A 21,169-nucleotide genomic window follows, 5' to 3' on the forward strand; every position below is an offset into this window, starting at 1 on the left:
CTCGCACCTACTCCCCGGTATCGGAATGGATCGTGGCGAAGCCGAGACGGTGGATCGCGTGCTCGGCCGTGAACGCGCTCAACGGGTCCGCGGCCTCCAGGGACTCGAACCATTGGGTCATTTCGGCGAGCCGCTGCTTCCCGGCTTCATGGAACTCTCTGGCATTGTCATCGGTGGCCACGGTCGGATCGCTGAGTGGTAGTGGCTTCGCGATGATGTATTCGACGCTGCCGTCCGCCCGGACGACCAGGGCGGTGCCCGCGCGGATCGCCGGCGGCTTGTACTGTTTCGGATCCTCGAGGTCGGTGCGGCGTTGCAGCAGCTGGATGGCCAGTTCGGGGCGTGGCAGCCGGTCACCCGCCTGCCGGTAGGACACGTGGATGCCGTCACAGCCGATCGGCAGCTTCGGATCGAGCCCCAGTTGCAGGGCGTTCACGCGGGCCCAGGCGGTGATGCCGATGGCGACCTCACGGAAGACCGAACTCGTCGTCGGGAGCTCCAGGACGCGGGGACTGCCATTGCCGTCGGGGGCCGGAGGCGTGCGCAATTCGCCCGCGGCGCCGCCCGGGTCGAGGTCACGGGAGGCCGACAGGATGACCTTGGACAGGTCCACCGCGTGCTTGCCGCGGCTGAGGTTCAGGCCGGTGTCGGGCTGATGCCAGACCAGCGCCTCATCGGTCAGCGAGGCGACGCTGGTCGGCCAGATGCCCCGCCGGCGCAGCGCCTCGACCAGGGTGGCGCGCAGATGCCGGCGGTCCTCGGGGTAGAGGCCGCGGTCGGCGGTGACGATCGCGCGCACCACATCACCGAAGCGGACATCCACCACCGGCAGATAGTCGAAGGCGCGCACCACCATTCCGAGCAAGCGGTCCGCGGTCTTGACCGCCTCGTCGGCGATGCGGGACACCAGATCCGGGTGCAGGTGGCCGGGCGGCAGCACGCCGGTCCCGCCGGTCGCGATACGCAGCAGGTCCGCGATGGCGCTCTGATAGGAGTCGAGGTAGGCGTCGAAGACCGCGGCCACGAAGCACGCGCCCAGTTCGTGCGGCTCCTGCGCGGCCAGAAACTGATTGGGGGTGCGGTCCGGGCTGCGGATCGCCGAGCGCAGGGCCGCGCCACGGCCGGTGGATTCGCCGAATTCGCGTGCCAGATCCAGGAGTCCGCCGCTCTTGCCGAGCTCGCCCGAGGTCTTCGTGATGGCGTCGACCACGACGTCGCGGTGGGTGAAATGCTGGAACAACGCCATCAGATCGGCGACGGCCTCGTGCCAGGCGAAGACGTCCCGATGCGTGGATTCGCTGTAGAGGCGGCGGATTCGGTGCACGATCGCATGGGTCACCTCGTGGGCGACGATATCGCTCGACAGGCAGGTGAAGATGATCTGGCTGGGCAGATTCGCACCCGGGTTCTCGGCGTCTGCCCGGTAGTAGCCGAACAGGACCGCACGGCGCTTCGGATCGAAGTAGGCGTTCTGGCCCTCGAAGGCGTGCGGAACCAGGCGCAGGACCTGCTCACGATGCCAGCGGAAACGGCGGCCCATGAAACGCTCGAAGCGTTCCAGGACGCTCATCGCGACGGCGTAGACGACCTGCTGATGGGCGCGGGGATCGCTCTCGGTCGGGCGAATTCCGTCCTGCGCCAGCAGATACGGGTCGTCGAGGTCGATCGGGGCGTACCACTTCTCGCGGCTGGCGTCGTAGTCGACGACCTGCACGAGTCCGCCGTCCGGGCCGGGGCCCTTGAACTTCTCGAACGGGATGTCCAGGGTGAGGAAGCGTCCGGTCAGGCGCGTCGACATGGGGTCGAAGGCGAACGTCCGCAGTCGGCGGCGGGCGGGCGGGCAGATGCCGCCCATGCTGTAGGCGACTACAGGTGTGGTTTCGTCCATTGCTCGTCCTCCCACCGGACCGCTCGCGGGATTCGCTTGCCGTAGTTCGTATCCGTCTCGCACCGGGTCCGCACGCTCGCGTGCAGCAGGGCATCCGCGGGGATGCGGCGGTGCCGGTAGGTGAGCAGTGCCCAGATCCAGCCCATGCGGTGCACCCGGCCGCTCGCGTGGTTCTCGGTCAGGGCGCAGACGTCGCGGTAGGCCTTGGGCTTCACATTCAGTCCGGCCTCGATCGCGCCGTCGGCTATCCATTTCAGCGCGACTTCGGCCAGGCGCGGATCGTCCTCGAAGGTGCCGCCGACGTCGGAATGGACACCGGCGAACCACGCCTCCGTGAGGACGGGCCGCGCGCCCTTCGGGACGACCAGGTATTGCTCGTACGGGCGTCGCTTCTCGTCGATGGAAACGGCGTGCCGGACGCGTTCGACATTCGGTATCTGACGGGTGAACGGCCATTTCAGATTCCAGCGGAACAACCCGGCCGCCTTCACCGTGTCCCACACCCCCAGATACTCGATGGGAATCGAGAATTCGCCCTCCGGGGTCTTCGAGCAGAACGCGCGGGCATAGCGGCGCAGTTCCGGCCAATCCGTCGTCTTGCGGGTGTACGCGCTGACGACATATTGGACGAGATTTTCGCTGCCCGGCCGCAGCAGCCCGGGCTCGTGCAGCAGCCCCGCCAGGGCCCGCGCGGTGTAGGCGCCGCGGCTGAAACCGAAGACGAACACCCGGTCGCCCGGCCGCCAGTGTTCGATCAGATAGGTATAGGCCTCTGCGAGATTCGAGCGCAGACCGCTGCCCACGGCCAGCCCCAGCACGCGCGACACCCAGCGCGCCGGCGGCGACCACGCGCCGCGGGCGCTGAAGGTGCCGACGCCCGGATCGTAGAACGCGACCTGTTCGGTGGAATCGCTCAGATCGAGCATCTCGAAAAGGCGGACGACATTGGTGCTGCCGGTGGCCCGCAGTTGATTGCCCGTCCCGTCGAGACAGATGACGATGTTCTTCGCCGCTGATCCTGTAAACACCCATCGAGTGTCGCGCCGGACAATCGCCAAGTATCGAGTAGTGCTGTACTCGAATTTCGGTAAACGGAGACGTCGACTACCGAATTCTGGTACCCCAGGTCAGCGATTTCTTACCGGCTGGACAAATCCTGCGCCGACGTCGGCTTCGATCGTACGCTTGCCTAATTTCCCGGCGTCCGCGATCAGGCGCCCGGAAGCGACGAGACCGCCCCGTTCTCGATCGCGAGTTCCGTTGCAAGCCAACCGGTTTCGTGGGACTGATTACCATGCCGCTTGTCGGTTCAGATTGCCAGGATGCGCAGGTCGGCGCGAACTGGCACTGGTGGGAAGTGAGCCCGGTGATGGACGTGACCATGAACCTGCTGAGCGAGATCCGGTGCCGGTACGGCAGTTTGGACGAATTTCTCGCGCGACTGCATCGCGCGCTCGACGAACACACGACCGAGTTGCCCGCCATGCGCGACGCCGAGGCCGCGACCGGAGGGCGGCACCGCATGCGCGCTCGGGTATGAGGCGTCAACCAACTGCCTTGTCCGACGATGCGCCGGCCGGATGGGTGACCGAGAGGACGACGGCATGGCGAGAATCGATGAGCGCCCGCAATGTTCGCCGTCCCCAGGTCTGAAACCCGAACGCGACCACGCGCGTACCGGTTCCTGCCTTTCCTCAGTAGAGGCTGTGCGCCATCACCAGGCCATGTTCGCGTAGCTCGCGAGCATTTCCTCGCTCTCGCGCGAGAGCTTCCAGGTACCGCCGACGTTCTTCCAGGTCACCGAGAACGGGAAGGAATAGGATCCCAGCCGGCTGTTCAGCGTGGCGGACAGGACGTCACCGTCGACCGAGATCGGCCCCGACACGTCCCAGCTGTACCCCGGAATCCGCTGAATCACCTGATTCACGTTGCCGATCTGGCTCGCGTCGCCGGACTCCAGCTCGGCGGCCGACCCGTTCAGCGCCGCCTGCAGCTTGCCCTGCAGCTCACCCGCGGACGGCGTAGCCGGAGCGGCCACGGCGGCCGGAGCGGTCGCGACCACGGCGACGGCCGGCGCCAACAAGCTGGCGGACAGCATCGAGGCGACGACGAACTTGCGAATCATGAGCAGATCTCCTTCAGGTCAGGTTAGGCTAACCATAACCTATGCGGAGGGCGTTGTGTCCAGACCTTCGTGGCGGTGCGGGAGTGAAAGGGCTGGTCGAAATCCTCGACCGTGCAAGCGGCTTCACGGGGCGGGCGCAGTGCACAGTTCGCAGGCGATGCCGGCACCGGACAGTCCGATGCCCATGGGTGAGATGGATCGACGGAAGCTAGCATCGCCAGCGCGGGTGATTCGCACGGTTTCGCTCGTTGTCTGGAGGTTACGCTGTGAGCGCGTTGTCGAACCCGAACACGTTGCCGCCCTACGCCACTCTGCCCGATCTGCCGCTCGATGAGGCCGATCGCGCAGAGCTGGCCCGGCAGATCTGGGATCAGCTGATCACCGGCCGAGGCGACGCCGACGATTTCGTGGACAGCTACGGCGAGGACTACGACCTCACCGACGAGCAGCTCGAGGCCGCTTTCGCCGCGCTGCGTGCCGCGCGGCTGCTCCAGCAGGCGGAGATCGGCGCGTACACCTCTCGCACGATCGCCGCGTTCGAGGAGCTCAATGCCAACGGTGTGGTCGCGCGAGCGGACTTCTCCTGCTGCGGCACCTGCGCTTCCGGCGAGATCTGGGACGAACGCGACGACAGCCGGCACTGGAACGGCTACGTCTACTTCCATCAGCAGGACACCAGCCGTCTCCTCGAGGACGGCGCGACGTACGTCGGCTACGGCGCGTTCCCGCCCGAGGACTTCGACGAGGCCGCCTACGACGCGCTCAGCGATGACGCGAAGGCAGACCTCTACACGGCCGATGTGACCCGGCTGCTCGACGACGTGGTGTTTCCGATCTTCCGGCGCCACGGCATCGAGCCGGAATGGGACCGCGACCTGGGCACGAGGGTGCTACTCGAGAACGCCGACTGGTACGCCCCGATCGAGGCGTAACGCCCGGGAGACAACATCGAACTGCTGACTTCTCCTGGCCGGCAAGCGATCCCGGCGACGGATCGCCACAGCCCGGCCCGCGACCCGACTTCCGGCAAGCGCGACGGCTGAAACAAGAAACACCCGAATGCTGTGTGGTGCACAGCATTCGGGTGTTCGTGGTGTCCGGAGGGGGACTTGAACCCCCACGCCCTAATACGGGCACTAGCACCTCAAGCTAGCGCGTCTGCCATTCCGCCACCCGGACTCGGTGGTGCGGGACAAGATTAGCGGAGGGGTTGGCGGAAACGGAAATCGGGGCTGGGCCAGGCGAAATGGGGTGCGCGGGGGAAGGATTGGGGCTAGTGGAGGATGCCGAGGAGGTTGGCGTTCTTGATGGGGGTGTCCTTGTTGGCCTGGATTTGGCAGAGGCTCTGGACTGCCGCCATGGAGAGGTCGACCTGGGTGCCGGAGGGTTCGTTCTGGGTGCTGCCCTGCTGCTTGATGAACTTGGTGATGGTGATGCGCTGGGTGTCGGCGTTCTGGATCAGGTAGTCGCTGCACTTGGTGTCGCCGCCCTGGTTGAGCGCCTTCTCGACATCCGAGCAACCCGAGAGCAGGGTTACGGCCAGTGCGGCGGCCGCCACGGCCGTCCATCGCGCGGTGTTCATCATGCGTTCCTCGTGGGTCGGGCGCGGGGCCGAGGCGGCCGCGCGATCGACCGCCACTGTAGATGGGCGCGACCGCCCCGCAATCGGGGGCGGACCCGGAGATTCAACTCCGAGTCGCGTGAATTGCGTCACAGCACGCGCCGGGGTTTCTCAGCGGTAGTCGGTGGCGCCGGCCGTGCGCCAGGCCTGCGCCTCACCGGGGCCGCCGCGGCGACTGAGCAACTCGGCCAGGCCTGCCATCGCGCGCGAGTCGCCGTGGGTGGCGGCCAAGCGCCACCACTGTTCGGCCTCGGGGTAGTCGCCGCGGCGGTAGCGGACCACACCCAGGTCGTAGGCCGCGCCCACATGCCCGAACTCGGCTGCCTGCGCCCATAGTTGGCAGGCCTGCTCCTCGTCGCCGCGGCTCTGCATCCCGACACCCAGCTCGTAGAGCGCGTTCTGGTAGCGGCCGGCCTCGGCGGGCAGGTCGGGGCGCGGCGGCCTCCTGGTAGTGGCGAGCTCGACGACGAGTTCTCCGAAATCGGGCGGTCCGACGCCGGTCGAGCAGTGCAGGACGGTCATGGCTGGTTCGCGGGTGATGAGCATCCCGTAATTGCCGACCCAGGAGACGGTCGCGCCGCTGTCGTCGACCCAGACGGGGGTCACGGTGATCGCGGCGTCGGCGTCGGTGGGGCACACCTCGAGGTCGATCCCGCCGTCCATCGCGTCACTCCAGACGTCAACCCCCCTGATCTGGCGGCCGCCCAGCAACACATTCCCCCGGTCCACCGCCAGCCCGATCCCGAGGCTGCGCACGCCCGCCCGCGCGACGGCCGTGCGCAGGGTCAGCCGGACGGTGGCGGGGGAGTCCCCGAGAGTCTCCGAGTGCAGGGGGTAGACCTGCGCTCCGTTCCAGGTCACGGGGTCCGCGCTGGCGTATCGATCGGCCAGCGACGGCACGGTCGTGGGCGGTTCGGCGTACGGATACGACCCCTGCATCTGCCCCGCCCTTCGCCGGTGCCCGGTGATGTTCGCGCCCACCGTAGTACCGATGCCCGGCGCGGGGTCGGGTATTTGCCAGCTACGTCCGCCAGCAAACTTCTGGTCAGTCGACCGGTGTCGTGGGAGGCTCGAGACGGGCCTCCCGTGTCCAAATTTCGCCGGTCGGTCGACGTGTCGGCCACGTCCACGCGGTGTGTCGTACTTGCGGAGGGCCCACTGTCCTGTTGAATCGTCGGCGAAATACCAGCGAACGAGTGAAAGGTAAGGACATATGGCTCTGCCCACCATGACCCCCGAACAACGCTCCGAGGCGCTGGCGAAGGCCGCGGCGGTTCGTAAGGCCCGCTCGGAACTCATCGCGCAGGTCAAGAAGGGGTCAGTCAGTCTCGCCGAGGTGCTCAAGCGCGCCGACGCGGAAGACTTGGTCAAGAAGACGAAGGTGGCGGCGGTCATCAAGGCGCTGCCGGGTATCGGCCCCGTCAAGGCGGCCAAGCTCATGGACGAGGCCGAGATCCCCGCCGACCGCCGCATCGGCGGCCTGGGCTCCCGGCAGCGCGCCGCGCTGCTGGAGGCGCTGAAGGCTTGAGATCGGGGGGTGGCCTGCCGGGCCGGCATCCGGCCCGGCGGCAACCACTCCCACCGCCTCCGCTCGCTCGGCAAACACGCACTACATCGACCGATTTGGTCCGCGCGGCCCGATCCGATAACCTTGCTGAGCACCACCGGTCCGGGTGGCGGAATGGCAGACGCGCTAGCTTGAGGTGCTAGTGCCCGTATTAGGGCGTGGGGGTTCAAGTCCCCCTCCGGACACAATGACGAAGAGCCCTCCCACCTAGTGGGAGGGCTCTTCTCGTGTCGCACCGAAGCTATCGGCGCAGCCACCACGGATCCGGACGCACTCGGTCCCAGCGCAGCTCGGATTCCAGTTGCGCCGCCGTCGAAATCAACAGGGGCTCGGAATTCGCCGGTCCCAGGAGCTGGGCGCCGATCGGCAGTCCCGCGTCGGTGAATCCAGCAGGTACGTTCACCGCCGGCCAGCCCAGCACATTCCAGGTCCAGGCGTAAGGGCAGCTACCGGCGATCAGGTGATCGGTGGCGAAGCTGCCCAGTCCGTCGGGGGAATGTACCGGGAGCGGCGGGGTGGCGGTGGTGGGCGCGAGTACCAGGTCGAATTCGCCGAATATCGCCCCGATCCGCCGGTGCAGCAATGGTTCCGCTCGGCGGGCGGCGGTGAGTGGCGGTCCCGCCAGCAGCCGCCCGGTGCGGACATTGGCCAGGGTGCGGCGGTCGACCCGGACCGATGGGGGCATACGTTCGTGCCAGGCCGCCACTCCGGCCAGTGAACGCGGGAGGAAGGCTGCGGTCAGCAGCGTGCCGTAGGGCAGGTCGGCCTCGACCACCGCGTGGCCCGTGGCGCGCAGCCGGGACGCGATGCGTTGTGTCGCGGCGTGGATCTCGGGATCGAGCCGCGTCGGGAACCCGGTGAAGGGTGCGCGCAGCGATACCGCGATACGCAATCTGCCGGGGTCACTGCCCACTGCGTCGACGGCGCGGATCGCGGGCGGGCGATGCAGCTCATCCGGGTGGTTGCCGACGCACGCGTCGAGCAGCAGCGCGGCGTCGGCCACCGTGCGGGCCAGTGGGCCGTTCACCGTCAGACCGTTGAACGCCTCCGGTTCCGGCCAGGTCGACACCCGCCCGCGCTGCGGCTTGATACCCACCAGATTCGTCCAGGCCGAGGGGATCCGGATCGAGCCTGCGCCGTCCGAGCCCAGCGCCGCGGGCACCAGTCCGGCCGCGACGGCCGCGGCGCTGCCACCCGAAGATCCGCCCGGGGTGTGCCCGGCACTCCACGGATTGCGGGTGTGCCCGAACGCGTCGCCGCTGGTGAACGGATATTGGCCCAGTTCACAGGTATTCGTCTTGCCGACGATGATCGCACCGGCGGCGCGGAGCCGCCGGACCGCCTCGGCGTCGGCGGTGGCGGGCGGGTGCTCGCCACCGCAGCCGAATGCGGTTGGCTCGCCGGCGATATCGGTGTCGTCCTTGACCGCGATCGGCACCCCCAGCAACGGTAGCCTCTCCCCGGCAGCGATCCGCGCGTCCGCGGCCGCGGCCTCGACGAGCGCGCGGTCGCGTCGGACCAGCCGGAAGGCGTTGAGTCCGGGCTGGGCCGCGGCGATGCGATCGAGGGCCGCGGTGACCGCCGCGACCGCACTGATGTGCCCGTCTGCGATGGCCCGTGCGAGCTCGCCGAGCCCTAGTTCTGTTGTCTCCATAGGTGTTTCCTCGTTCTGATCACGCGAACCGGTCATCGCGGACCGTCTGTGTGCAGGTAGACGATCGGCCCGTGGTTCAGCGCACCGCGCCGGTCGAGGTCCAGCACCGCCGCCATGGCTTTGGCGGTGTACACCGGCTCGAGCTCGAGCCCGGCGCGGTCGTGGGCCAGTTGCTGGGCGAGCCGGCCGGGTTCGGTGGCATGGCCGTAACCGGCACCGAGTTGATCGCGCACCAGCAGCAGGCGATCCAGGGTGAGCGCCGACTCGGGCAGCTGTGCGCCGCGCTCCCGCAGCAGGCGTTCGGTGCGCCGGGCCGAGCGCAGCAGACCCGGCTCGTCCAGACGCAGTTTGTCATTGACCACCACGCCCACCACCCGCGTTCGCAGGCCGGCCATGGCCAGGCCCAAGGCAAGCCCGGCAGCCGTGCCGCCGGAGCCGACAGCGGTGACGATGTGCGATGGTTCGGGCATCGTTCCGTCCGCGACCTGGGCGGCAAGTTCCAGCGCTACCTCGACATAGCCGAGCAGCCCGACCCGCGATGATCCGCCCGCGGGCAGAAAATAGGGCGGGGTCGTCCCGCTGCGGTGGCGGGCCAGCAGCCACGGCAGGCTCAGCGCGGTGCGGGCCACGGTGTGCGTGAAATGTACTGTGGCGCCGGAGTTCCGGATCCGTTCCAGTTGGGCGCGCACGTGTTCGTCCATCGGCTGGTCGACCAGCGCCAGCGCGGTGTCCAGCCCGTGGGCCCCGGCGTAGAGGGCGGTGGCCAGCCCCCAGTTGGTCCCCAACCCGCCGACGGTGAGGATGGTGCGCCGGCCCCGGCGCAGCGCGTCGGGCAGGAGCCATTCGAGTTTGCGGACCTTGTTGCCGCCCCAGCCGCCGTCGCCGAACACGCCCTCGTCCTTGATCCAGATCTCGGTGTCGGACGCCGGGAGCAACGAAATTTGGCGCAGCGGGGTCGGGGCCGCGCCCAGGGCCAGGTGCGGCAGGGTGTCGCTCAGGGCCGGGTAGTACTGGTGGAGTAGTGGCACGCTCATTCCCCCAATACGCGCGAGACGTAGGCGTTGGTGAAACGCCGCTGCGGGTCGAGCCGGTCGCGTACCGCCGCGAATCGATCCCAGTGCGGGTATTCGGGAGCCAGATCGACGGCAGTGCGGAAATGCCGCTTTCCCCAATGCGGCCGCCCGCCGTAGCCGATCATGAGGTCCTCGACGGCGCGGAAGTACGGTTCCCACTCCATCCTCTCGAACTGATGCACCGCGATATAGCAGCTGGGTCGGTCACCGGCGGGGCTGAGGAAGGCGTCGTCGGGCGCCACGAACCGCACTTCGATCGGTACCGGGACATCGAATCGCGATTCCTCGGCCAAGGCGAGCACGCGCCGCACCGCGTCGGCGGCGTGCTCACGCGGGATGGCGTACTCCATCTCGGTGATCGGCACCCGGCGCGGCGTGGCGAAGATCCGGTAGGAGCGATCGACGGTGCGTGTGGTGCCCGACAACTTGCTGCACAGCCGATTCAGGGCCGGAATCCAGCGCGGCCGAGCGCGGCCCATGCGGCACACCGCCCAGAAGGCGTAGTTGGTGAGCAGTTCCTCGTGAATCCACTCGACATACTTCGCACGGGGCCGTGGCGGCTCGGCGGTCCGGTTCCATGTCTTGGTCATGACGAGGGGGCTGTGCGCGAAGGCGAAGAACCCGAAATGATCGTTGCCGTCGGCCAGTTCGTCGATGCCGTCCAGCACGTCGGCACGCGAGGCGAGCGTGTCCACGCCCGAGAGCGTGAACGCCGGCACCGCCTGCAGGGTGACCGCGCTGACCACGCCGAGCGCGCCCAGGCTCACCCGGGCGGCCCGATAGGCCTGCGGATCATGGTCGGCGTCGACTTCAACCCGGCTGCCGTCGGCGAGCGTCAGCTCGATCGAGCGCAGGCTCGCCGACAGATTCGGCAGGCCGATGCCCGCGCCGTGCGTGCCCGTCGCGGTGGCGCCCGCGATCGATTGCACATCGATGTCGCCGAGGTTCGCGAAGGCGAGTCCGTGGTCCCACATCGCCGCGCTCAACGCGCCCAAGGAGATTCCAGCCTCGCACCGCACCAGCCCGGAGCCGCGGTCGACATCGAGCACCCGGTTCATCCGGTTCAAGGTGATGAGGGTGCCGTCGGTAAGCACCGCGTCGTTGAACGAATGCCCCGACCCCGCCACCCGTACGATATCGCCGCGCTTGTCGGCGCGTTCCAGCGCCGCGCTCAATTCCGCCGCAGTGCCCGGGTTTTCGATGGCACGCGGGCGACACACCTGATCGCCCGCGAAGTTCCGCCACATGGATCGACTCATGCGGGCAAACGCTATTGCTCCCGGTCGGCGCCGCGGAAACACTCAAAACCCGCTGAACGACAAAACCGGGTTGTGAATCCTCAGCCGAGCATCGCGGGCGGGGTGCGGTCGGTGAAGTCCGGTTCGGCCAATGCCCGCACCAGATCGGGCCGATCGTCACGCACCGTCCGCGCCAGGTCCACGAACGATCGCACCAATGCCGAGGCCCGGCCGCGCCGCCAGGCCACCGCCACCCGGCTGGGCGCGGCGTCGGTGATCGGCACCAGTGTCACGCCGGGGAAGGTCAGCCAGCGGCACGCGGCGGCGGTGACCACGAATCCGACACCGGTCATCACCTTGTGCATCTCCTCGAGCAGGGTGGTGGAGCGCGACACCACCGGCGCGGGACGTCCGGCACGGTGGGATTCGAGTTCCCAGAACCCGTTCCAGGTCCGGTCGGCGCAGGCCGACCCGAGAATCGGTTCGTCCAGCAGATCGCCGACCGAGACCAGGCTCCGGGCCGCGAGCCGATGCCCGGACGACAGCGCCGCGACCACGGGCTCGCTGAACAGCGGCTCGATGTCGATATCGGGCGTCGATATCGGCAGGCGGACCAAGGCGACGTCTGCGGTGCCGTCGCCGAGCCCGGCCGAGGGATCGTCGTAGCCGAACTGCCGCAGTTCCAGCTGCACTCCCGGATGCTGCCGGCGGAAAGCCGAGAGGATGGGATCGGTGAGGGTCAACGCCGCGCCCTCCAGGAACCCCAAGGTCAGCCGCTCGTGTTCACTGGCTTGAATCGTGCGCGCCCGTTCCACCGCGGCGTCCGCCGCGGCCAGCAGGGCCCGCGCGTCGGCGAGGAACGCTCTCCCGGCCGCGGTCAACTCGACGCTGCGCGTGCTGCGCACGAACAGCATCACCCCCGCGGCCTGCTCGAGCTGCTTGATCTGAGCGCTCAGGGCCTGCTGCGCGATGTGCAGGCGGTGGGCCGCGCGGGTGAAGTTCAGTTCCTCGGCCACCGCCACGAAATAGCGCAGGTGTCGCATGTGCAGGTCCACCGGGAGAGTGTAGGCACTCCCCGGCGGGCCCGCCTTCCGCTACTTCCGGTTCAGCTGCCAGTCCGGCGGCAGGCCCTCGACCCGCGCGTCCATGCCGCAGGCCTCGATGGTGATCGTGGCCGGTCCCAGCCGCAGATCCGTCAGCCGGATCGTGCCCGCGCGGTCGGGCAGGCGGGGCGCGATAGTCAGGTTGCGGTTCGGGACGTCGGGCGCGAGGCCCAGGAACGATCGCATGAGCAGCAGCGGCGCCGCGCTCGCCCACGCCTGCGGCGAGCACGAGGTGGGATAGGGCACCGGGGAACGGAATTCGTCGCGCGCGAAGCCGCAGAACAGCTCCGGCGGGCGGGCGCCGAACTCCTGGATGGCCTCGAGCAGCCCGCTCGCCAGTTTCACGCTCAGTTCGAGGGCGCCGGGGATGTGGCCGTAGCGCATGAGACCGGCCACCGCGATGGCCGTGTCGTGCGGCCACACCGAACCGGTGTGGTAGCCCATGGGGTTGAACCGGCGCGCGGTGGAAGACAAAGTGCGCAAACCGAATCCGCTGTTCAGGTCGGCCGCGCCGAGCCGCTCGATCAGTTCGGCGGCGCGCTCGTCGGGCACGATGCCGGTCCACAGGCAGTGGCCGGGGTTGCTGGATCCGACGTCGACCGGCTGCTTCGCGCCGTCGAGGGCCATCGCGTAGCAGCCGCTCTTCGGCATCCAGAAGGCTTCGTCGAACCGGGCTTTCAGGTCGGCGGCCTGGGCGCGCAGTCGTTCGGCGAGGGGGTGGTCGCCGGTCTCGTCGGCCAGTTCCGCACGGCCGACGCGGGCGGCGTAGACGTAGCCCTGCACCTCGCACAGCGCGATGGGCGGGTCGGCGAGACGGCCGTCGGCGAAGCTGATGGCGTCCCAGCTGTCCTTCCACCCCTGGTTGGCCAGACCGCGGTCGGTCTTGCGCCGGTACTCGACGAAACCGTCGCCGTCGAGGTCGGCGTCGGTGTCGATCCACCCCAGCGCCGCGTCGGCGGCCGGGATCAGTTCGCGCACGGCCGCGTCGCCGACGCCCCAGCGATGGCATTCGGCCAGCAGCATCACGAACAGCGGGCTGGCGTCGGCGGTGCCGTAGTAGACGGTGCCGCCGAGCACCCGATCACTGCCGGGCCCGTGCCGCCGCTCGTGCATGATGCGGCCGGGTTCCTCCTCGGTGATCGGATTGGTCTCGGCGCCTTGCAGTTTCGCCAGCTGGCGCAGCGTACCCACGGCCAGGTCCGAATCCAGCAGCAGCGCCATCCAGGAGGTGAGCAGGCTGTCGCGGCCGAACAGCGCCATGAACCAGGGCGCGCCGGCGGCCACGTAGGAGGTGCCGTCGGCGGGGTCGTCCAGGCGCAGCGCGCCCAGGTCGGTCTCGGTGCGCTGCAGGATGGTGTTGAGGCCCGCGCCGCTGGCGGTGAGCGTGGTGGTGCTGGCGCGCCAGCGGCGGATCTTGTCTTCGGGACCGTCCTCGTCGCCGTCATCGAAGTTCATCGGGACGGCCCGATGGTCGTCGATGGGCTGGCAGCGCACCACCGTCTGCCAGTTGCTGTGCGCGGGGATCAGGATCCGCCAGGTCATCGACCCGGATTGGATCTCGGGCTCCTCGGTGGCGGTGATGACCACCCCGCGGCCCTGCTGACCGCGGTCGGTGATGCGCAGGGCGTGGTCGGTGGCCGTGGTTTCACCGCCGCCACCGCCGACGCGGCCCTCCTTGACCGCGAACAGGTCGGCGAAATCGGCCTCGGCGTCGAGGACGATCGTCAGCGCGGTGTCCTCGTCACCGAGGTTGAGCACGCTGATGATCTCCTGCATGCCCTCGCCGACGATGCGACGGCGCTGGATCAGCACCGTCGCATCGGCCACCCCGTGTGGTGGCGGTTTGCGCGCCACGAATCGGGCCCGGAACGGCTCGCGCACGACCACCGAAAGCTGTTCCGGTGGAAGACCGTCCACGCGCAGCTCCCAGCGGGTGAGGATGCGCGTGTCCCGGTAGTACAAGCCGTGCGCGGTGCCCGGGTGGATATCGCCGAGCTGGTCGGACAGGCTGAAGGTGCCGGCCTCGACGAGGGTGACGACGCCCGCGCCACCCTCGATGAGCACCGGCGGACCGGCATTGAAAACACTCACCCGCGACCACCCGGCACCTGGGTGCTGAGGATCCGCGAGTCACCGGGCAGCCGCACCCGGACCGAGCCGGCGATCGTGCGGGACTTCGCCAGTTCGATCGCCTTGCGGTAGGCCGCTTCGTAGCCTTGCGCGAACAGCCCGGTGGAGAACAGTCTTTCGACCCGTTCCCGGCAGGCGTACGGATCGATCTCGTGGGCGCGCGCGATCGCGCCGGGCAGTTCGTCCGGATCGTCGAGAACGAATCCGGTCACGCCGTGTTCGACGACCTCTTCCACCGCGCCGCCGCGCAGTGCGATCACCGGGGTGCCACAGACCATGGCTTCGATCATGACAATCCCGAAGGGTTCTTCCCACCGAATCGGGAACAAAAGGCAGCGCGCCCCGGCCAGCAGCTGGCGTTTCGCTGCGGCGTCCGCCTCGCCGAAGACATCGTCGGACTCGGTGAGCCGCGGCGTGATGTACTCGTCGAAGAACTCGTGCTCGGGCGGCTCGTTCAACTTGCCCGCCAGCACCAGCCGCACACCCGCGGCGTGCGCCGCCTCGAGCGCCAGGTGCGGCCCCTTGTAGGGGGCATAGCGGCCCAGGAACAGCGCGTAGTCGAGCTTCTCGGTGCGGAACGGCCACTCCGAGGGGCGAATCGCGTTGTGCACGCGGCCGATCCAGTTCAGGTCCGGCGCCAGCTCACGTTGCCGGTCGCTGATCGCCACCAGCTTCACGCAGCGGTCCAGGGATCGGTAGTACTCGTCCATCTGGGCGTCGACCGGGCCGTGCACGGTGACGACGGTGGGGATCCCGAGCATCTTGTACGCGGGCGCGTTCCCCGGACCGGCGAAGGTGTGGTCGTGGATGATGTCGATCGGGTCCGACGCGTGCAGCGACTCGATGATCTGCCAGGCCTTCATGGCGTTGACGATCTCCGGGTACGGCTCACCCAAGCGCTTGGTCTGGACGTCGTCCCAGACCCGGACGAAGTCCGCCTTCGTCCCGGCCCGGCCCGCGCCGAGCAGGGTGACGCGGTGGCCCTGATCGACCAGCTCGTCGGCCAGGCTCGCTACGACCGCCTCGATGCCGCCGTAGCCGACCGGCGGAATGTCGAAATACGGGGGAGCGACCAGAACGATATGCAGAGATCGGTTCCGCGAATTTTTCGCACCGTGTACGGCGGAATTGTCGGTCTGAACCTGCAGAAAGTCGAAAGCGTTCCCGAGCGGCGCATCGTAAGAAAGGTTGTTCCTCATTTCCAAACTCCTCGTTGTGAGTTGAACTGAGTCAAACCGTCGTATACGGTGCCACGAACTCCGCTGGTCGGCAAGAAGTTCAGGGTGTCGCAATTCAAAAGTTACGCCAATGTTCTGTCAACCGGACTTACGAGTATTCTGAGCAGACCGCCGACAATGAAACACATTTGAATCCTTAATTTTTCGCCCAGGTCGGCAATTATTCGCCCAGGTCGGCGGCGTTTTCATCGAGTGCGCAGCCATAGCCTGGCGTGTTCGGCGTCGGTTCAGGAAACCAGCAGGCCCGCCGGCAGGGTGGTCATACGCGCCTCATCGGCGGGTACGGGGTGTGAGAACTGTTGCCAGTCAGCGCAATTCGAGGAGACCTACACCTGGCTCACACAGTGGGATCGCCAGCGTGACGCTGCAGTTCGCGCCGTCGGCCCAGATCCAACTAGGTGATACCGGACCCGGCCGGTCGGGCCGTCCGAGCCGCCCACCAGCACGTCGGTGCCTCTGAGCGCGGCCGCGGCGCTGACGTGCGGGCCGCCGAACATCCCGAAGGCCTGCCCGTGTTCGGTCAAGGCCGTGGGCGTCGCCGCTCCAGACGCTCATGCGCGGATTGCTGTGCGCGCCACCGACAGCCCACCCGAGGACAACGGTGCGGTCGCCCGTGCCGGCCGAAATCAGTTCCGCCCGTGCACCGTACGGGGTTCGGAGTGGACCGGGACCGTGGTCGCGTGAGTGCTGTCCGTGGTCGACCAGGCCGCGGGGTCTCGGACGTCGGCGGCGGGGATCGAGCCGAGGGCCGGCACGCCGCCGGGTGCGGGAGCGAAGGCGAGGATCCACCGCCACCAGGACGATTGACCACTTCATGGGGTCGGAGTGCCAGAACCCGCCGGTCGCGGTGCGGTTCCGGGATTCCGCCCCACGCGGGACCCGCCGCACCGAGCCAAATCCGGTGGTCCGGGCCATTTCCGTGTGAGGATTTCTGGCCGTGGCTACTCGCCGGTCGAGACGGATTCTGACACTGGTAGCGCTGGTTACGACCCTGCTGCCGCTACAGGCGCACGCCGATCCCTTCTCGGAGCTGATCAGCCCGAGCCATGAGCTCGCGAGCGTCCTGCCGACGCCGCCGACCGACCCGTTCTTCACGCCCCAGTCCGGCTTCGAGAACACGTCGCCGGGCACCGTGCTGAGCGCGCGCCCGACCGGAGGCATGTTCGCCGCCGACGCCTACGAGCTGCTCGTGCGGTCCACCGACTCCCACGATCGTCCGGTCGCGATCACCACGACCCTGCTGATGCCGCACACCGCATGGCCCGGGCCAGGGCCCAGACCACTGGTCTCCTACAACATTCCGATCTCGTCAATGGGGTATTCGTGTGCGCCCTCGACGGAGCTGAAGAAGGGCGCGTCCGCCGACGTCGTCGCCATCTCGCTGCTGCTGGCCAAGCATTTCGCCGTGGTCGTTCCCGATCATCAGGGGCCGAAGCAGGCGTATGCGGCCGGGTTGATGGGTGGGCACGCGGTGCTCGATTCCATTCGCGCGGTGACTCACTCGACGTCGCTCGAGCTCACCCCGAACACGCCGGTGGTGATGACGGGCTATTCCGGCGGCTCCATCGCGACCAGCTGGGCCGCGCAGCTCGCGTCGAGCTACGCGCCCGAGATTCGATTGGCGGGCACCATCATCGGCGGCGCACCCGCGGATTACGACATGCTGATGCCGGTCATGAACGGCAGCTGGGGTACGGGGGTGATGCTGGCGGCCGCGCTCGGGCTGGCCCGGGAATACCCCGAACTACTGAGCCTTCTGAACGACAACGGCTGGCGGGTCGCCCACCTGTTCCGCGACATCTGCATTTCGCAGGAGACCGTGCTCGGGATCATCGCGCCGCTGCGGGTCGAGGACCTGACCGTGGTCCCGGATCCGCTGAAACTGCCCATGGTGCAACAGATTCTGAATGAGAACCGGCCCGGCGGAATGGCGCCTGCCGCGCCGGTCTACCTGTTCCACGGCGTCAACGAGATCTTCGTGCCCTACGCGGGAGCGAAGGAGCTTTTCGACGACTGGTGCGGGCGCGGCGCGCGGGTTCGGTTACAACCGTTTCCCGGTGAGCACTTCGTCGCGGGCGCGCTCTCGATTCCGTTGACCACGGATTGGGTCGACCAGTTGCTCACCGGAGAGCTGGTGCCGCAGGGATGCACCGGGCCGGGCCATTGAGAAACGATGCAGGGGAGCGGTGATTTCGTGCTCTGTCCGACAGCCGGCGAGATCGGCGCGGCGTCGCTACCGCTGGATCACCTACGTTTCACTTAGCATTCGAGTAGCCCGCCCCGGGCGCTCCCATCGTTTCCGATTCAATGCCGCACCTGATGAATGGACATCGATGAATGCCGATTTTCGTGCCGCCGCGGCCGCGGTCATCACCCTCGTCGCAATTCTGATCTCCGGCATCGGTGCGGCCCACGCCGAACCGGCTGGGGAATCGACCATTCTGAGCGCCACCGACGCCGGTCCCTCGCGCACCAGGATCTCGGTGTACTCCGCGGCCATGGACCGCGCGGTGACCGTGGACGTGCTGCATCCCGCCGATGATCAGCCGCGACCCTCGTATTACCTGCTCGACGGTGTCGATTCCGGTGCGATGGAGACGAATTGGACGCAGAAGACCGATATCGTGTCGTTCTTCGCCGACAAACGGGTCAATGTGGTGCTGCCGGTGGGCGGTAAGGGGAGTTTCTACTCCGATTGGGAGCGGCCCGATCCCGTACTCGGCGGGGTGCAGATGTGGGAGACGTTCCTGACCGAGGAACTGCCGCCATTGATCGATCAACGGTTCCACGGCAGCGGGAGCAACGCGATCGCGGGGCTGTCGATGGGCGCGCTCTCGGCGGCGGCGCTCACCACCCGTTATCCGGCGCTGTATCGCGGATTCGCGGCGTTCAGCGGCTGCCTGGACACCATGAGCACCAATGCCAAACTCGCCATCCGGAATTCGGTGAGCTGGGTCGGCGGCAATCCGGAGAACATGTGGGGGCCCGACAGCGACCCCGACTGGGCCGCCCACGATCCGCTCACCAACGCTGCCGCGTTGCGCGGTAAAGCGGTGTACGTGTCGACCGGTAGCGGGACGCCGGGGCCGGAATCGCTGACCGACCCGCTGATGCCGCAGGCGGTGACTTTCGGTGCGGTGCTGGAGTTTCTGGTGCGCGGGTGCACCGAGTCGTTCCAGCGGCGGCTCGCCGAGATCGATATTCCGGCGACCTTCGTCTTCCACCCGCGCGGCACGCATTCCTGGCCGTATTGGCAGCAGGATCTGCATGATTCGTGGCCGCTGCTGGAGGCGGCGCTCGCGGAATAGCGCCGTGCGGTCAATCGGGGAGACGGTCCGCGCAGCCGAACAGCGCTACCAGCGTCGGGTCGTGGAACGCGACCACGCGGGAGACGCCGGAAGCGGTGGGTGACAGCACGACCACCCCGCCCGCCCGGAGAGTGCCCTCCGGATCGCGTCGGTAGAGCAGCGCGGCGGGTTGGCCGTTGGCGGTGGTGGCGGCGAGCCGCCACTTGCCGGGCGCGTTCAGGACCTGCGAGTCGAGCATTCGAACACAGTTCGCCAGCCCCGCCTGCCAGTCACGGAACGGGGTCGCCTCCAAGGTGGCGTCGGCGCGCAGGACCTGTTCGAGCAGGTGCGCGTCGGCGCTTTCGAAGGCTGCGATGTAGCCGTCGAGCAGCGCGCGGGACCGCGGATCGCCGGGTTCGAGCAGTCCCGCCGGCTCGGGTTCGAGTTCGCGCAGGCGGGCACGGGCCCGTTGCAGACCGCTCTTGACCGCGGCGGTCGTGGTGCCGAGGATGTCGGCGGTCTCCACCGCGGAGAACGCCAGCACATCGCGCAGCAGCAGGATCGCGCGTTGACGGGCGGGCAGGTGCTGCACACTCGCGATGAGGGCCAGCCGCAGCGACTCCCGGGCCACTACGACCGCTGCCGGATCGTCGGCGTCCGAGGCGATCCATTCATCGGGAAACGGCTCCAGCCACGAGACCTCGCCCGGAGCAACCGGATTCGACCCGTGTTCGGGACCGGAGGCCGGGCCGTCCAGTCCCGAGGGCAGGATTCGGATCCTGCGTTGCCGCAAGGTGGTCAGGCAGACATTGGTGGCGATGGTGTAGAGCCAGGTGCGGAACGAGGCGCGGCCCTCGAAGGACGGGTATGCGCGCCAGGCCCGCAGGTAGGTGTCCTGCACCAGGTCCTCGGCGTCATGCGCGGACCCGACCAGGCGGTAGCAGTGGGCCAGCAGCTCGCGGCGGAACCGCTCTGTGTCGGCGGCGAAGCGGTCCCGATCGGCCGCCTGCCGCAGCTGCGCCGTCATGCCGTGAGTGTAGGGCTCGCGGGTGTCGCCGTTCGATCGGTCATGGGCTGCTCCTCACACGGGTCGGGTCCCGCCGGCGGGGACCTCACCCATGACGACCGCAGGGCCGCGGAAAAGGAATCGAACGCCTGGTCAGAGGGCATCCGGACTAGGGAGCAGGGCCAGCTTGCCGACGGTGGCCCGGGCTTCCAGATCGGCGAGCGCCTGGGGACCGTCGGCCAGGTCGTAGGCGGTGCTCGTACCGGGTCCCAGCACCCCGGTGGCGATGAGCGCGAACAGTTCGCCCATGATTTCGCCGAACAGCTGCGGGGCCGCGTGGATCAGGATGCCGATATTGAGTCCGATCAGCTGGATCTGATGCCTGTAGACCAAGTCCCAGTTGGTGACCGGCGCTTCCCCGCCCGCCAGGCCGAAGACCACCACGCGGCCGGTGACCCGCTTGGCCGCGGCCAGGCTGTGCTCGAAGGTGGGTCCGCCCGCGGACTCCAGCACCAGATCCACACCCGCGTCTCCGGTCAGCTGCCTGACCTGGACAGCCAGATCGGTTGCGTGCGAATCGAGTACGTGATCCGCACCCAACCCGAGCACGGTGTCGTGCTTGCCCGGTGAGGCCGTGCCGATGACCGTCGCGCCGTGATGCTTGGCCAGGATCGTCGCGGCCTGTCCGGTCGCGCCCGCGGCGGCGTGGATCAGCACGGTCTGTCCGGCGGCGAGGCCGCCGAGTTTCAGGGCGGCGAGCGCGGTCGGCATGTTCACCGCGAGGCCGAGTGCTTGCCGGCAGGTCCAGCCGTCGGGGACCGGTATTGCCGCGGCAGCGGGCAGCAACATGTAGTGGGCGAACGCGCCGTCACCAACCCCGACCACCTGTGCGCCCGGTGCGGGACCGGTAACCGAATCGCCCAGTGCGACGACCTCTCCGGCTGCTTCGAAGCCCGCGATGTAGGGCGGCTGCGGACCGTCGCGGAACGTTCCGTGCGATTTCGACAGATCCGCGAAGTTGATACCGGCGGCCGCGACACGGATGAGTACCTCGCCCGGGCCCGGTCGCGGTACCGGCGCGTCGGTGATCAGGGACATGTCCTGCGGGCCGTGCAGGGAGTGCTGGCGCAGCGCGCGCATCGTGGCGGGAGTGGTCATCGCTGGGACCTTCCAAGGTTCTCGACGGCTCCCGCATTGGGAGCATCCGGTTGTTCGGATAGACCTCGGGCGCGGACCAAA

At 68.3% G+C, this 21,169-nt stretch carries 18 protein-coding genes and 2 tRNA genes; 6 read left to right on the top strand and 14 right to left on the bottom strand.

The window, feature by feature from the left end; genetic code table 11:
• Window positions 1-7: 7 nt before the first annotated feature.
• Entirely contained in the window at window positions 8-1,888 is a 1,881-nt protein-coding gene (locus ACQPYY_RS17880) for a hypothetical protein (RefSeq protein ID WP_379099682.1), read from the bottom strand.
• The gene (locus ACQPYY_RS17885) at window positions 1,867-2,916 is read right to left on the bottom strand and encodes a DUF2235 domain-containing protein (RefSeq protein WP_433590234.1); all 1,050 of its coding nucleotides are present in this window, start codon (window positions 2,914-2,916) and stop codon (window positions 1,867-1,869) included. The genes ACQPYY_RS17880 and ACQPYY_RS17885 overlap by 22 nt, the downstream gene beginning before the upstream one ends.
• A gap of 266 nt (window positions 2,917-3,182) precedes the next feature.
• Between ACQPYY_RS17885 and ACQPYY_RS17890 the strand changes: the two genes are divergently transcribed.
• Window positions 3,183-3,428, top strand: coding sequence for a hypothetical protein (locus ACQPYY_RS17890; protein ID WP_433590235.1), 246 nt, complete (start codon window positions 3,183-3,185; stop codon window positions 3,426-3,428).
• 174 nt (window positions 3,429-3,602) lie between these two features.
• Here ACQPYY_RS17890 and ACQPYY_RS17895 read toward each other — a convergent pair whose 3' ends face one another.
• Complete coding sequence (locus ACQPYY_RS17895) at window positions 3,603-4,013, bottom strand: hypothetical protein (protein WP_379099691.1); 411 nt, start codon at window positions 4,011-4,013, stop codon at window positions 3,603-3,605.
• Window positions 4,014-4,279: 266 nt separating this feature from the next.
• Between ACQPYY_RS17895 and ACQPYY_RS17900 the strand changes: the two genes are divergently transcribed.
• Window positions 4,280-4,945: a DUF6891 domain-containing protein gene (locus ACQPYY_RS17900; RefSeq protein ID WP_433590236.1), complete on the top strand. Its 666-nt coding sequence runs from the start codon at window positions 4,280-4,282 to the stop codon at window positions 4,943-4,945.
• Window positions 4,946-5,104: 159 nt separating this feature from the next.
• Here the strand turns inward: ACQPYY_RS17900 and ACQPYY_RS17905 are convergent.
• From ACQPYY_RS17905 to ACQPYY_RS17915, 3 genes are all read right to left on the bottom strand, one after another.
• Window positions 5,105-5,192: transfer RNA gene (locus ACQPYY_RS17905), tRNA-Leu, on the bottom strand.
• A gap of 94 nt (window positions 5,193-5,286) precedes the next feature.
• Window positions 5,287-5,595, bottom strand: coding sequence for a hypothetical protein (locus tag ACQPYY_RS17910; RefSeq protein ID WP_379099697.1), 309 nt, complete (start codon window positions 5,593-5,595; stop codon window positions 5,287-5,289).
• Window positions 5,596-5,745: 150 nt separating this feature from the next.
• The gene (locus ACQPYY_RS17915) at window positions 5,746-6,573 is read right to left on the bottom strand and encodes a tetratricopeptide repeat protein (protein WP_433590237.1); all 828 of its coding nucleotides are present in this window, start codon (window positions 6,571-6,573) and stop codon (window positions 5,746-5,748) included.
• Window positions 6,574-6,847: 274 nt separating this feature from the next.
• On the opposite strand from ACQPYY_RS17915, the gene mihF reads away from it, so the two are divergent.
• Window positions 6,848-7,162 carry an integration host factor, actinobacterial type gene (mihF, locus tag ACQPYY_RS17920; RefSeq protein WP_357081650.1) on the top strand — a complete coding sequence of 105 codons (315 nt, stop codon included), beginning with the start codon at window positions 6,848-6,850 and terminating at the stop codon, window positions 7,160-7,162.
• A gap of 139 nt (window positions 7,163-7,301) precedes the next feature.
• A tRNA-Leu gene (locus ACQPYY_RS17925) sits at window positions 7,302-7,386 on the top strand.
• A gap of 56 nt (window positions 7,387-7,442) precedes the next feature.
• On the opposite strand, the gene ACQPYY_RS17930 is transcribed toward ACQPYY_RS17925, so the two are convergent.
• The 6 genes from ACQPYY_RS17930 to ACQPYY_RS17955 all read right to left on the bottom strand — a co-directional run bounded on the left by ACQPYY_RS17930 (window position 7,443) and on the right by ACQPYY_RS17955 (window position 15,598).
• Window positions 7,443-8,891 carry an amidase gene (locus tag ACQPYY_RS17930; RefSeq protein WP_433590238.1) on the bottom strand — a complete coding sequence of 483 codons (1,449 nt, stop codon included), beginning with the start codon at window positions 8,889-8,891 and terminating at the stop codon, window positions 7,443-7,445.
• Entirely contained in the window at window positions 8,888-9,889 is a 1,002-nt protein-coding gene (locus ACQPYY_RS17935; RefSeq protein ID WP_433590239.1) for a 1-aminocyclopropane-1-carboxylate deaminase/D-cysteine desulfhydrase, read from the bottom strand. Before ACQPYY_RS17935 ends, ACQPYY_RS17930 begins: the two co-directional genes overlap by 4 nt.
• Window positions 9,886-11,187: a D-arabinono-1,4-lactone oxidase gene (locus tag ACQPYY_RS17940; protein ID WP_433590240.1), complete on the bottom strand. Its 1,302-nt coding sequence runs from the start codon at window positions 11,185-11,187 to the stop codon at window positions 9,886-9,888. Before ACQPYY_RS17940 ends, ACQPYY_RS17935 begins: the two co-directional genes overlap by 4 nt.
• Window positions 11,188-11,267: 80 nt before the next feature.
• Complete coding sequence (locus ACQPYY_RS17945; RefSeq protein ID WP_433590241.1) at window positions 11,268-12,221, bottom strand: LysR family transcriptional regulator; 954 nt, start codon at window positions 12,219-12,221, stop codon at window positions 11,268-11,270.
• A gap of 39 nt (window positions 12,222-12,260) precedes the next feature.
• Complete coding sequence (locus ACQPYY_RS17950; protein WP_433590242.1) at window positions 12,261-14,360, bottom strand: amylo-alpha-1,6-glucosidase; 2,100 nt, start codon at window positions 14,358-14,360, stop codon at window positions 12,261-12,263.
• Window positions 14,357-15,598 carry a glycosyltransferase family 4 protein gene (locus ACQPYY_RS17955; RefSeq protein ID WP_433590243.1) on the bottom strand — a complete coding sequence of 414 codons (1,242 nt, stop codon included), beginning with the start codon at window positions 15,596-15,598 and terminating at the stop codon, window positions 14,357-14,359. Before ACQPYY_RS17955 ends, ACQPYY_RS17950 begins: the two co-directional genes overlap by 4 nt.
• A 976-nt stretch (window positions 15,599-16,574) precedes the next feature.
• On the opposite strand from ACQPYY_RS17955, the gene ACQPYY_RS17960 reads away from it, so the two are divergent.
• Together ACQPYY_RS17960 and ACQPYY_RS17965 are read left to right on the top strand one after the other, a co-directional pair.
• Window positions 16,575-17,804 carry a lipase family protein gene (locus tag ACQPYY_RS17960; RefSeq protein WP_433590244.1) on the top strand — a complete coding sequence of 410 codons (1,230 nt, stop codon included), beginning with the start codon at window positions 16,575-16,577 and terminating at the stop codon, window positions 17,802-17,804.
• Between the two features lie 166 nt (window positions 17,805-17,970).
• The gene (locus ACQPYY_RS17965) at window positions 17,971-18,945 is read left to right on the top strand and encodes an alpha/beta hydrolase (RefSeq protein WP_433590245.1); all 975 of its coding nucleotides are present in this window, start codon (window positions 17,971-17,973) and stop codon (window positions 18,943-18,945) included.
• A 10-nt stretch (window positions 18,946-18,955) separates the two neighbouring features.
• Here the strand turns inward: ACQPYY_RS17965 and ACQPYY_RS17970 are convergent, their stop codons facing one another.
• Both ACQPYY_RS17970 and ACQPYY_RS17975 read right to left on the bottom strand, forming a co-directional pair.
• Window positions 18,956-19,951 carry an RNA polymerase subunit sigma-70 gene (locus tag ACQPYY_RS17970; RefSeq protein ID WP_433590246.1) on the bottom strand — a complete coding sequence of 332 codons (996 nt, stop codon included), beginning with the start codon at window positions 19,949-19,951 and terminating at the stop codon, window positions 18,956-18,958.
• Window positions 19,952-20,083: 132 nt separating this feature from the next.
• Window positions 20,084-21,088 carry an NADPH:quinone oxidoreductase family protein gene (locus ACQPYY_RS17975; RefSeq protein ID WP_433590247.1) on the bottom strand — a complete coding sequence of 335 codons (1,005 nt, stop codon included), beginning with the start codon at window positions 21,086-21,088 and terminating at the stop codon, window positions 20,084-20,086.
• Window positions 21,089-21,169: the final 81 nt, after the last annotated feature.

It is taken from the genome of Nocardia sp. CA-145437 (assembly GCF_050956485.1).
Taxonomy (GTDB): domain Bacteria; phylum Actinomycetota; class Actinomycetes; order Mycobacteriales; family Mycobacteriaceae; genus Nocardia.